Here is a 12,442-nt window from a genome sequence, read left to right on the forward strand (position 1 = left end):
AAGTAATTAGGGTATAAAACAATGAATATCATCCATAGGGAGTGACAAATGGACAAGAAAATTGGTTTTATCGGCTGCGGTAATATGGGCAAAGCGATACTTGGCGGCATGATCGCCAGCGGCCAGGTTCTCCCCGGCCAAATCTGGGTCTATACTCCCTCCCCCGATAAAGTCGCTGCGTTGCACGACCAGTACGGTATTAATGCGGCGCAGTCTGCACAAGAAGTCGCACAAATCGCCGATATCGTATTTGGGGCCGTAAAACCAGGCATCATGATTAAGGTGCTGAGCGAAATTACCTCCAGCCTGAACAAAGACTCTCTGGTCGTCTCAATTGCCGCAGGCGTCACCCTCGATCAACTCGCCCGCGCGCTGGGCCATGACCGTAAAATCATTCGCGCGATGCCAAACACGCCGTCTCTGGTGAACGCGGGAATGACCTCCGTCACACCGAACGCTTTAGTCACGCCGGAAGATACGGCCGACGTGCTGAATATCTTCCGCTGCTTTGGCGAAGCAGAAGTCATTGCGGAGGCAATGATTCACCCGGTTGTTGGCGTCAGCGGTTCAGCACCGGCCTATGTCTTTATGTTTATCGAAGCAATGGCGGACGCCGCCGTACAAGGCGGCATGCCTCGCGCACAGGCTTATAAATTCGCGGCACAAGCGGTAATGGGTTCGGCGAAGATGGTGCTGGAAACGGGTAAACATCCCGGAGAGCTGAAAGATATGGTGTGCTCGCCTGGTGGAACCACCATTGAAGCGGTACGCGTCCTTGAAGAACGCGGTTTCCGTTCAGCAGTGATCGAAGCGATGATTAAGTGCATGGAACAGTCTGAAAAACTCAGCCACTCCTGAGTCAACACCTCCGGACGTCAGGCCGCCGCTTCAGTGCGGTTACGTCCGGAATTCTTTGCTTTGTAAAGAGCCATATCCGCCGACTTTAACCATTCCCGATAATGCTCGGTTTCTGAGGTCAGCGGCGCAACGCCCACGCTAATACGCAGGGCAACCTGTGGCGCGCAGGATAAACGCAAGTGGCTAAGTCGTTCGTGCACACGAGACATCGCTGCTATCGCGCTGGTTGCCGGCGTACCACACATAATCACTGCAAATTCATCACCACCAAAGCGCCCTATCACATCGCTACCGCGTAAGGTCATTTGCAACTGGCGGGTCAGCGCGACAATCGCCTGGTCCCCAACGTCATGACCCCAGGTATCATTAATGCTTTTGAAATGGTCAATATCGATAATCAGTAACGTGGCGTCACGCTGGTAGCGGCGACAATTATCAAATTCATTACGCAGTAACAGCTCCCAATGACGACGGTTATACACTCCAGTCATGCCATCTCGCGTACTCATCACCTGTAAGCGGCGCTTATGCTCCGCCAGTTTGATGACCGTTTGATAACTTACCCAGGCAAAAATCAGCGGATAGATCACCAGCACCGGCAGCGTCAATAGCACGCTAAGTTGAGTACTGCTGAACGCGACGGAGATATCGGTTAACTGTAACGTCACCAGGCATGAAACCACCATCAAAACAGCGCCTGCAATGAATATTCGCATCCCCCCTGCACCCATCAGGTTGATGCAGGTAATCATCAGCAGCGCCGTGGATGGCAACAGATTCACTCCCATAATTCCTATCCACATACCGGCAAGAATGGCATCAGCTTTTAAGTTGGTAAATTCACTATGCAGAGGATCGTCAGCTTTGCTTGCCAGCTGCCAGGCCAGATGCGGCCAGACAAACGCCCATCCCACCAGTAACAGCCACCAGCCACCGGTAATGGGCTGAGTAACGAGTACCGACGCGATAGATAAAAACATTCCCCCCAATCCCACCGCTCGCGGCAGCCTGATCCGTCGGGCGAATCGCAGACCGGAGCGCTGGTGGTCATTCTGATGAAGCGATAAAAATGCGTCATTCGGGACGACCTTCTTTTGATAAAAGTTTTCATCATTCATCGTATTTGGGAATATTCTGAAACAAATTTCCCAAATTATAGGAAGGGGTCTGGCGGCGGAAGTATGATATTTCGGGTGAGCGATTTTACCTGCTCACCCGTAAGTGCTACGCAGATTTTTTCAAGCAAGCGCTCATAAATTTATTACGATCATCACCTTTCAGGGACTGCTCCGTCGCCTTGACGTTGCATTCACGCATTTTCTGCTGCTGCGGCGTCAGGCTCTTTTCCTCAGGCGCAGATTTACTGTTTTTCAGGCAATCACTCATATATGTCTTACGCGCATCCCCTTTTAAGGTCTGCGCCGTTGCCTGCTGATTGCAGGTGGTCATACGTTGTTGTTGCGGGGTTAATGTCTTCTCGGCAGCACCGACGGTAGTTAAAAAAATAAGACCAAAAAGCAACGTCATTAATAATGTAATTTTCATAGCACCATCCTTTTCTGAACGACGACACACAGGTAAGTTTGGCTGCTAACGATAAAAATACCACCCGACGGCAAAAGTATTGCCGCCGGGCGTCGGGTTATTTCAGTCCTAACGCCGCTTTCATGGTGTAGAACAGGTCGGTCTGGTCGGTCAAACCAACCACATTCGCCGCATGCGGGCCGTAGGCTGCAATTCGCAGTTGGCTGCCAGTGTGCTCCTGAGATTCCTCTTCAGAGTTACCGTAGCTAATAACCATCACCGCGCCATCTTTGGTGTTCAGTGCCTGAGTCAGGCCTGGTGCTTTGGTATCCGGTGCGACAATCTGGCTGGCATGCGCGTGGTCTGCGGTTACCACTACCAGGGTGTTGCCATCTTTCTTCGCAAAGGCAAGCGCGCGCTGTACCGCTTCGTCCAGATCGACCGTTTCGCCAATCTGTCCGCATGGGTTGGCGGCGTGGTCCTGTTTATCAATTGACGCCCCTTCCACTTGCAGGAAGAAACCTTTCTCATTTTTGCTTAACAGCTCAATCGCTTTATCCGTCATCTGCGCCAGCGTCGGCACACTGTCATTACGCTTTGGATTTGGCGCACAGGTCACAACCGGTTTATCCAGATTGCCATGATAAGATGCCTTCGGTCCTTCCCAGCGTACCGGCATATTGCCGTCAGAGAACAGACCCAGCAGCGGTTTATCCTGATTAGCTTCAGTAATCGCCGCCAGCGTAGCCGCATCACTCACCAGTTGATAACCGCGGGCCTGGGCTTGTTCACGCAATGTTTTACCCTGCCATTCGCCTGCCGCTGCGGTTTCCGCAAACGTTTTTGCCCCGCCGCCCAACGTAACGTCAGCCCTGGCATTGAGTAATTGTTCGGTGATTGACCCTTTGCCGCCTTTTTCCAGCGCATTAGTTGGACATTTTTCACGGGTCACGTCAGGGCCATAGCACTTACGCGAGGTCACGTGAGCAACCAGCGCTGCCGGAGTCGCATCCTGCAATTCAGCGGTAGAAACGTTGCCCGTCGCCAGCCCCGCTGCTTTTGCCATTTCAAGAATTGTGGTGTGATCTTTTTCGTGGATATCCACGCCCAGAGCACCATTATAGGTTTTCACACCGGTGGTCCACGCCGTGGCGGATGCCGCAGAATCCGTCACATAATCGGGTTTGCCCGTTTTTTTATCCAGCGCATAATGCGTGTATTGTCCGGTCAACGGTAAAGCATCAATACCTTTAAAAAAGCCGCCTGCGCCTTCGGCATAATTTCGTGCTGCCGTTATTTCTGAGTCACCCATCCCATCACCAATCAATAGAATAATATTTTTGGCAGGTTTATCGTTCAGAGAATCGCGCAGAGCCGCCGTTTGATCGGCAGCCAATCGGCGGGCACCGCCCGGTGTGGTGATATCACCCTGAGCGGCACGATTATCCAGAACCGGCATAGCAGATGATTCTGCATAAATAACCGGGGTAAACAGCAAAGGTAACAGGGCAATAGCGAGTGCGCTTTGTTTCACTTTATTTTCTCCATGTATAAATACAGTAAAATTAAAACAAAGCGACTATAAGTATTTGATGTGACACTTTTATGATAATTCGTGGACGACGCGCCACAGATGACTCAAAACGCTTTTGGCACACTCTCGCCTGCGTTATGAATGCTGGTCAGAAATGCAGGCATACGGCCTACCCCAGCCACAGCATCCTCTATCTGGCGAATAAAAATTTGCCGATCGTTCCACGTCATATTACGCAGCATTTCGATGATTACCTGCTCGAGCGTTTCAACCTGCGTCGCCAGCTCTTGCGACTCTTCTTCTTTTTGGGCGAGCTTAAGTAACAACTCAGTGATGAGATTTTTCATTTGCGTATTCCCTTAACCAAATATGAGCCACGTTATCATTAAGACTCACCACTGCCTAGAGGATGAAAGTTGTATTTTTATAAAAAATAAAACATTTTGCGAAAACAATCACAACACAAAATAAGGAGGGGCGTAGTAACGTAGAATCATTGCATATAAAAGGGTATGGGAATTAATAATAACATAGATATATAATGCACAATTATGGATTAACAACGCTGACGAGCAGCGTTGTTAATCAGAACTTCAGCGTACGCTACGTCGACGTCGCAGCGCGATAGCCAGTTGCCAGATATTGATAAGCACAATGCTCGCCGTGGCAATAAACACCCAGCGAAAGCCCGCCATTGCTGATACCGTTGCTCCCATTAATGGCCCGGCCACGTTACCGAGGTACATAAATGACTGGTTATAACCAAAAATTCGCCCGGTTATCTGGTCGCTGGAGTATTTCACCAGCAGTGTCTGCACTGCGGGCAACATTGCGCCGTCGGCAAATCCGAGCAGAAAACGTAAGATTCCCAACTGCAATGGCGTGGTGACCCATGACATGGCGAAAAACAACACTACCGCGAAGATTAACGTCGCCATTAAAATCCGTTCGGTCCCAATACGGTCGCCTAACTTACCTAGCCGGGGCGCTGAAATCAGGGCCGAGACGCCCGGCACCGAAGCAATCAACCCGCTGAGAAAGGCAATATTCGAACTGTCTGGCACCATCGATTTAATAAACAGCGCCAGAATCGGTCCAATTGAGCCGTTACACAGTTGGATAACCATAGTAGTAAAAAACAGGCTAATCACCAGCGCCGGGTAAGGCAGTGAGGCAAAGACGGCCTTACCGCTCAGACGTTCGCTTTTTTTGATAGTCGGGCGCACGCCCTCTTTGATTAAGAACAGCGTGACCAGGAAACTCACCACCAGCAAGGCTGCGGTAATACAGAATACTGCCCGTAAACCAACATGATCGGCAATAAAGCCCCCCATCAGCGGCCCGCCAATGACGCCGCTAATTTGCGCCGTCGAAAGTGTACTCAGTGCCCATCCGCTGCGTTCGCGCGGTACCTGTGAGGCCACCAGCGCCATCGCATTGGGAATATAGCCAGAAGTTAACCCCATCACCCCACGCAGAAGAAAAAGCTGCCAGACGTTGGTGGCAAAGGCCTGCAGTAAAATCGCAATCGCCATCCCCAGAGAAGCACGCAGCAACATCAGCTTACGTCCTTTACGGTCCGCTAAACTGCCCCACATCGGAGAGACAATGGCTGAAATCAGGAAGGTGACGCTGAACGTTAAGCCGGACCACATTGAGAGCGCTTCATGCGAGGTCACTCCCAGTTGGGAGATATAGAGCGGTAAAAAAGGCAGGATTTGGCTAATCGCCAGTCCGGTAAAAAAGCAACCGAACCACACGGAAATAAGGTTAACTCTCCAGGATTCCATAAGGACTCATAACGATAAATAGCTGAAAACTGCGAGCAGCTTAACAAATTACTTAGCCAAATAAGGGGTCACAGGTGCGATAAATCACAGTTTAGGATTTTATCTCCCCGCTCATCATATTTGTGATACACCTCACACCAAACCCATAATTTAAACAGGGAATTATGCTTCACGGTCGATCTGCGCGTTTACGCCCATCACTTCCCCGGTTATCCACTAAAACAATCTGCCAGAAGCCGAGGAAACCTACGTTTTGTCGTGGTAATGTATGTGCTTTGCATTCATGGAATGGGTTTTTAAGATGGCAAAGTTGCGGGTAGGAATCGTATTTGGTGGTAAATCAGCGGAACATGAAGTGTCATTGCAATCGGCAAAAAATATTGTCGATGCCATCGACAAGACTCGCTTTGACGTTGTGCTGTTAGGTATTGATAAACAAGGGCAATGGCACGTCAGCGATGCCAGTAATTATCTGCTCAATTCAAACGATCCGGCGCATATTGCGCTGCGTCCCTCCGCGACCAGCCTTGCTCAGGTACCGGGTAAACAAGAACATCAGTTGATCGATGCGCAAAACGGTCAGCCACTGCCTACGGTCGATGTTATTTTCCCAATTGTACACGGCACGCTGGGTGAAGATGGCTCTTTGCAGGGGATGCTGCGCGTGGCGAATCTACCATTCGTCGGATCTGATGTATTAGGTTCTGCGGCCTGTATGGATAAAGACGTGACCAAACGTCTGCTGCGCGATGCCGGATTAAACATCGCCCCGTTTATTACGCTGACTCGCGCCAATCGCAACAGCATCAGCTTTGCCGAGGTTGAGTCTCGCCTGGGTCTGCCGCTGTTTGTAAAACCGGCCAACCAGGGATCGTCCGTTGGCGTCAGTAAAGTGACCAGCGAAGCACAATACGACCAGGCCGTCGGACTGGCATTTGAATTCGATCATAAAGTCGTCGTCGAACAAGGGATCAAAGGCCGCGAGATCGAATGCGCGGTGCTGGGTAACGATCATCCGCAGGCCAGTACCTGTGGCGAGATCGTGCTGAACAGTGATTTTTACGCTTACGACACCAAATATATTGACGACAACGGTGCCAAAGTGGTTGTTCCGGCAGCAATCGCACCGGAAATTAACGATAAGATCCGAGACATTGCAATTCAGGCTTATCAGACGTTGGGCTGTGCCGGCATGGCCCGCGTGGACGTTTTCTTAACCGCAGAGAACGAGGTTGTGATCAACGAGATCAACACACTGCCGGGCTTTACCAACATCAGCATGTATCCAAAACTGTGGCAGGCGAGCGGTTTAGGCTATACCGATTTGATCACTCGCCTGATCGAACTGGCGCTGGAACGCCATGCGGCAGATAGCGCGCTGAAAACCAGTATGTAAACCCGTCAGGATGCCCGATCTCTATTGGGCATCCTTTGCTTCATCTTCATCTTCCACCCGGCGACGAATAATTAATCCGGCCAGCCAAAAGCTAATCACCCAGGTAACCAGCCCCACCGCATAGGTTTGCCACCCCTGCGCTTCAAAACCGAGCAAGCCCACCACGCCGTTCAGAATAAAGATAAGCCCGATTGCGAAGGCATAGTAGTGCCAGTCTCGGCGGATTTTTACAGGCAGGTTCATAACAGCTCCGGTAGAAATACAACATGGAAGCGCATCCTCGCACATTTCCTCATGGACGTCTGTGGCCTGTACGGAAATTCTGAAATGTAACTTAATTTCACTTAAGGTTACTCAATTGTGACGGAAAGCAAAAAACCGAAATCCAGGAATAATCTCTACCTGAAATTACCATCATTCTGATATTGACATTGCCGATCACCTGTCAGACTCACGGTGAGTTCCAGGCATTACGTCAAAAAAGCAGGTTATTTCCGGAGGTCTTTATGGCTGATTTTACGCTCTCAAAATCCCTTTTTAAGGGCAAGCATCGGGACACCTCCTCCCTGCCCGGCAACATTGCGTATGCCGTATTTGTGCTGTTTTGCTTTTGGGCGGGCGCGCAGATTTTAAATCTGTTGGCCCACGCTCCCGGCATCTATGAACAACTAATGCAGTTACAAATGCAAGAGACAGGGCGACCGCGAGTTGAAATCGGTTTGGGTGTCGGTACCCTTTTTGGGCTGGTCCCTTTCATCACCGGAAGCCTGATAGCCTGATTCTGGGTGCTATCGCGGCATTCGTGCACTGGCGCCGTCGTCATCATAACGACGACTGACCCATACATCTCGCCCGACGATCGTCCACGCGTTTCGCAAACCACGCGGTAGTCAGATTTCGCGTGATCTTCGGGCTTTCCAGTTGAATGCCTGGCAGCATTTCACGGGGGAGCGCTTTCCCGGTCTTCGCTTCCGCCAGCTTATAGACCTTCTCGTACAACGCAGTCTCTTCAAACGCCAGGCTGTCACCTTTTTGCAATTGACGGCGGATCTCACTCTCGCTCATATCCAGTTTCCCGGCCAGTTTACGCACTGCCAGCTCGGTTTTACCCGGTTCGCTGCTACCGTAGAGAATCAAATCCCCATCCATCGCCAGCTTCACCCCGCTGGCTTTACTGACCGCATTCTGGAAAGCCGCATTGCGGCTGGCATACCACCCGGCATTAAAATCGGCGAAGCGGAAGATGGGCGCACTGTAATTCGCCGGGTAGTTAAGCAGATGATATGTACCAAACCACAGCCCGCCGCGACGGCTGAACACTTCCTGACGCACGGTTCCCGCCATTTTCCACGGATAACCGCCAGCATGTTGCTCGGCAAAGGCGATACTGACCTGCATCGGACCGCCGGTATGCACCGGATTAAGCGAACCAAACAGCGTCTGCCCCATCGGTACCATATTAATAAAATCATCAAAGATGGCACTCAGCTGTTTTTCCGTCTTCACCGAATCCAGACGCTCGCTGTAGCTTTTCCCCGTTGGCGAGTTAATCTTCAGCGCGGTATGCACCACAAACAGCGGAATGTGCATCCGCTCGGCTCGGCGGTCGATCTCTTTCCAGGCGATTTTATTCAGTCCTGGAACAGCAGGGTCCGCCTGATAGTTAGACTCCTGCTGAGCCACCGCCAGCACCGAACAGATATTTTCAACCGTCGGCGCCAGCTTCTGGCTTTCAAACGTCTTCGCCAGGTCCTGTGCCCACGCGTCCCTGTCTTTCACGCTGGCGGGCATTTTCTGGCGCACCACGCTCGCTACATCGACGGCTTTCTCCCCCTTTTTTAACGGCTGCGCGGGTTGGCTACTACATCCCACCAGCACCAGAGCGGCCAAACCGGACAAGGGGTAAAGACGGGAAACCGTCGACATAACATCTCCTCATTATTAACCAAGGGTATGGGTAACTTCCTGAATATCCTGATCATCAAGCTCACGTTCAAAGCTGCGCAGACGCTTATATATAGACATCAGTTCAACTAACGTTGTCCAGGAGTTAATCAAATACTGGAACGAGCCGCGCACCTGACCAAACACGTTTGTAATTTGCGTCATCAAACCAAGCGTAATCGTACCGGCAACAATCGACGGAAACAGCAGGAACAAACCGAAAACGTTATCAACCTGCAGGTACAGAATACGGGCGATATTGAAGTACATATAGTGAAAATAGAGGCGGAAGTAGTTCTGGCGTACCGCGTGAAACAGTTCACGCACCGTTGGCGGTGTCGCACGATTGGCGTCATCTTCACCGTATACCAGTTCTTTACGGTAGGCCGCCTCCACGCGCTGGTTTTTAAACTCCAGCCCAGGAAGTTTAATCCCGACTACCGCCAGTAAGCCAGTTCCCATCAGGGACCAGACAATCGCGGCAATCACCAGGCCATAAGGCACATGCCCAATAATTGGCAGGTCAGGAACATGGGCAGAGAGTGTGACCAGCACGGGCAAAAAGGCGATCAGCGTCATAATCGCGTTGATAAAGCTGACTCCCATATTTTCCAGCGTGGAGGCAAAACGCATAGTGTCTTCCTGCACACGCTGCGCAGCGCCTTCGATATGACGCAGATGCTGCCAGTGCGCCATATAGTGTTCATTCATTGCGGTCCGCCAGCGGAAGACATAGTGACTGACAAAAAAGTTGTTCATCACGCCAATAATTACGGCAATCAGTGCAATGCCGAGAAAGATGCCCACTTCATGATAGAATTGCTCAATCTTCACCTTGTGCGGCGCGCTGAGTGCGGTTTGAATCAGATCATAGAATGGCGCATACCAGGCGTTGACGGCGACGCCAACTTCAACCAGAAACCAGGTCACGAAAATAATCAGCGATGTGCCGAGTATCGACCAGTACTGCCAGCGGTGCGGGCTGTAGATAAACCAAAACAGCGCGAACACCCCAACGCAAAGAATGTAATACGCATAAAAAATCAGGTAATCCAACGACCAGAATCGAGCCGCGCTAATCGGTACATCTCCCGACGCGCCGGTAAAGCGTGCAACCCAGGCTCCCCCACCTGCTTGCCAGAATACAACAGCGACCAGTGCCCAAATAAATGCCGAAATAAAGAACGCTCCCGGCTTTGGGAAAAAAGACTTAAACATAGTGCTCTCCTGCTAACTTCTTATCGTTATGACGACTGCTGTGCATTTGCCACTCTGAAAGTACGTGGCCAGATGGCTTACGCCCAAAAACACAAGCTGAAACCCACATTGTGACCAAAACCGGGGCACTTAGTTCGCCCCCCAGTTATGAAGAATTGTTTCTGTGGTTTTCACACTCGACAACGTTCCAATCTGTGCTGATTATCACAGCGTGAGATCACAAAAGCGAATATGCATAATCCCGAAAACGCTCGCGTTTACTCATCGTTACGTTTTTCACACTATCATTGGCTGATAAGCGCTTTGCAATACGCTGATGAGTAGTATAAATACGCATACGCACGACATCCTTTTTCACTTTCTCTAACTCATGGACACCACCGTTGAAACGTAGTCTGCTTTTTTCTGCCGCGCTGTGTGCGGCGTCATTGACATCTGTCCAGGCGGCACAGCCTATAACCGATCCGGTCTTCGCCTCTGATATCGTCGATCGTTATGCCGACCATATATTTTACGGCAGTGGTGCTACAGGGATGGCACTCGTGGTGATTGATGGCAATCAGCGCGTATTTCGCAGCTTTGGCGAAACGCGTCCCGGTAACAACGTCCATCCGCAACTGGATTCCGTAATTCGTATTGCCTCCATCACCAAATTAATGACCAGCGAAATGCTGGTAAAATTACTCGATCAGGGCACAGTTAAACTCAACGATCCGTTGAGTAAATATGCACCACCTGGCGCACGCGTGCCGACTTATCAGGGCACACCGATTAGACTGGTGAATTTGGCGACGCATACCAGTGCGCTGCCGCGCGAACAGCCAGGCGGCGCAGCAAAGCGCCCCGTGTTTGTCTGGCCAACCCGCGAACAGCGCTGGAGCTATCTCTCAACCGCCACGCTAAAAGCCGCACCGGGCTCGCAGGCTTCTTATTCCAACCTGGCGTTTGATCTACTGGCCGATGCGCTGGGAACCGCCTCAGGTAAGCCTTATCCGCAGCTGTTTGAAGAAAAAATCACCCGTCCGCTGGGGATGAAAGACACCACCTTTACGCCGTCCCCCGATCAATGTCGACGCCTGATGGTCGCGGAAAAAGGAGCCAGCCCTTGCAACAACACGCTGGCGGCGATGGGCAGCGGCGGCGTCTATTCAACACCCGGCGATATGATGCGCTGGATGCAGCAGTATCTCTCATCTGATTTTTATCATCGTAGCCAACAGGCCGATCGGATGCAGACGCTGATTTATCAGCGTACACAGTTGACCAAAGTGATAGGGATGGATGTTCCGGGCAAGGCCGATGCACTTGGTTTGGGCTGGGTCTATATGGCACCGAAAAATGGCCGACCGGGAATTATTCAAAAAACCGGCGGCGGCGGCGGATTCATCACCTATATGGCGATGATCCCGCAGCAAAACGTTGGGGCGTTTGTCGTGGTAACACGTTCTCCGCTGACCCGCTTTACCAATATGAGCGACGGTATCAACGATCTGGTTGCAGAGTTGAGCGGAAACAAACCGCAGGTTATTCCCGCATCCTGACTTAATACTCAAAAGGCAAACGGTTAATGTTCACCAGTTTGCCTTTATTCATTTCAATGTAACCACCTTTACGCAAAGCCGCGAGAACTTCAGCAACAACTGAGCGTGAAATTCGCGTGCGTTGGTGAATATAGTTCATGACACCGACACGCGAACGCAGTTCGTCGTCCCATTTCGTCATGGATATCAGCGTCGCGCGGATCTGATCGTAGGAGTTATTGCCAATTAACTGTAAGTCGCGCATTTCAAGCATGCAGTTTTGCCACGCTAACCAGCAGAAGGCTTCGCGCCAAACCTGGCATTGTTCAATTATATTAATCGTTTGTGAAGCCGGAAGATGATATCCCGTACAATTACTTTCGGTTATTAATCTGTAAGGTACATCTGTTTTCATCACGCCATCCGAAAGCCCCATAATAAACGGAGCCTGCGCGATGCCAACCAGCACATTTTCTCCTCGTCGCAGGGAAATTACGCCGCTTAATATAATAAAGGTATCGTCACTATTTATATCACTGGAATATATAATTTGCTTTTCGTTATCATATTTGAAATGTTGTCCGTATTTTGACAAACATTTATCAAGCTTACCAAATTCCAAAAGAGGTTTATTCGTCGAGAACATTTGTGCATTCCT

12 protein-coding genes and 1 pseudogene are annotated in these 12,442 nt (G+C 50.7%); 4 read left to right on the forward strand and 9 right to left on the reverse strand.

Features of this window, described 5'->3' with window-relative positions:
• Positions 1-48 precede the first annotated feature (48 nt).
• Entirely contained in the window at positions 49-858 is an 810-nt protein-coding gene (gene proC, locus OGY15_RS16970) for a pyrroline-5-carboxylate reductase (RefSeq protein ID WP_286540244.1), read from the forward strand.
• Between the two features lie 17 nt (positions 859-875).
• On the opposite strand, the gene adrA is transcribed toward proC, so the two are convergent.
• From adrA to OGY15_RS16995, 5 genes are all read right to left on the reverse strand, one after another.
• Positions 876-1,991, reverse strand: coding sequence for a diguanylate cyclase AdrA (adrA, locus tag OGY15_RS16975; protein ID WP_187259458.1), 1,116 nt, complete (start codon positions 1,989-1,991; stop codon positions 876-878).
• A gap of 91 nt (positions 1,992-2,082) precedes the next feature.
• Positions 2,083-2,403 (reverse strand): phosphate starvation-inducible protein PsiF, encoded by a 321-nt coding sequence (psiF, locus tag OGY15_RS16980; protein ID WP_003830956.1) that lies wholly within the window; start codon positions 2,401-2,403, stop codon positions 2,083-2,085.
• 97 nt (positions 2,404-2,500) lie between these two features.
• The gene (gene phoA, locus OGY15_RS16985; protein ID WP_187259354.1) at positions 2,501-3,916 is read right to left on the reverse strand and encodes an alkaline phosphatase; all 1,416 of its coding nucleotides are present in this window, start codon (positions 3,914-3,916) and stop codon (positions 2,501-2,503) included.
• A 104-nt stretch (positions 3,917-4,020) separates the two neighbouring features.
• Positions 4,021-4,263, reverse strand: a complete 243-nt coding sequence (locus OGY15_RS16990; RefSeq protein ID WP_151218589.1) for a sigma-S stabilization anti-adapter protein IraP — start codon at positions 4,261-4,263, stop codon at positions 4,021-4,023.
• A gap of 246 nt (positions 4,264-4,509) precedes the next feature.
• Entirely contained in the window at positions 4,510-5,706 is a 1,197-nt protein-coding gene (locus OGY15_RS16995; RefSeq protein ID WP_151218588.1) for a multidrug efflux MFS transporter, read from the reverse strand.
• 301 nt (positions 5,707-6,007) lie between these two features.
• On the opposite strand from OGY15_RS16995, the gene ddlA reads away from it, so the two are divergent.
• Positions 6,008-7,102 carry a D-alanine--D-alanine ligase gene (gene ddlA, locus OGY15_RS17000; RefSeq protein ID WP_286540251.1) on the forward strand — a complete coding sequence of 365 codons (1,095 nt, stop codon included), beginning with the start codon at positions 6,008-6,010 and terminating at the stop codon, positions 7,100-7,102.
• Positions 7,103-7,123: 21 nt separating this feature from the next.
• Here the strand turns inward: ddlA and OGY15_RS17005 are convergent, their stop codons facing one another.
• The gene (locus OGY15_RS17005) at positions 7,124-7,345 is read right to left on the reverse strand and encodes a DUF2754 domain-containing protein (protein ID WP_286540253.1); all 222 of its coding nucleotides are present in this window, start codon (positions 7,343-7,345) and stop codon (positions 7,124-7,126) included.
• A gap of 263 nt (positions 7,346-7,608) precedes the next feature.
• Between OGY15_RS17005 and OGY15_RS17010 the strand changes: the two are divergent.
• A pseudogene (locus OGY15_RS17010) lies at positions 7,609-7,940 on the forward strand (DUF2755 family protein).
• Here OGY15_RS17010 and OGY15_RS17015 read toward each other — a convergent pair.
• Positions 7,925-9,028, reverse strand: a complete 1,104-nt coding sequence (locus OGY15_RS17015; RefSeq protein ID WP_151218584.1) for a DUF1615 domain-containing protein — start codon at positions 9,026-9,028, stop codon at positions 7,925-7,927. The pseudogene OGY15_RS17010 and the gene OGY15_RS17015 sit on opposite strands and share 16 nt — an antisense overlap.
• Before the next feature lie 15 nt (positions 9,029-9,043).
• Complete coding sequence (sbmA, locus tag OGY15_RS17020; protein ID WP_187252938.1) at positions 9,044-10,264, reverse strand: peptide antibiotic transporter SbmA; 1,221 nt, start codon at positions 10,262-10,264, stop codon at positions 9,044-9,046.
• Positions 10,265-10,647: 383 nt separating this feature from the next.
• On the opposite strand from sbmA, the gene ampH reads away from it, so the two are divergent.
• A complete protein-coding gene (gene ampH / locus OGY15_RS17025) occupies positions 10,648-11,805 on the forward strand; it encodes a D-alanyl-D-alanine-carboxypeptidase/endopeptidase AmpH (protein WP_151218583.1) in 1,158 nt (385 codons plus the stop codon).
• A 1-nt stretch (position 11,806) separates the two neighbouring features.
• Here ampH and iprA read toward each other — a convergent pair whose 3' ends face one another.
• On the reverse strand, positions 11,807-12,430 hold the full coding sequence (gene iprA, locus OGY15_RS17030; RefSeq protein ID WP_151218582.1) for a hydrogen peroxide resistance inhibitor IprA: 624 nt from the start codon (positions 12,428-12,430) through the stop codon (positions 11,807-11,809).
• Between the last annotated feature and the right edge of the window lie 12 nt (positions 12,431-12,442).

The sequence above is a fragment of the Citrobacter sp. Cu231 genome (assembly GCF_030332265.1).
In the GTDB taxonomy this organism is placed as follows: Bacteria; Pseudomonadota; Gammaproteobacteria; order Enterobacterales; family Enterobacteriaceae; genus Citrobacter; species Citrobacter meridianamericanus.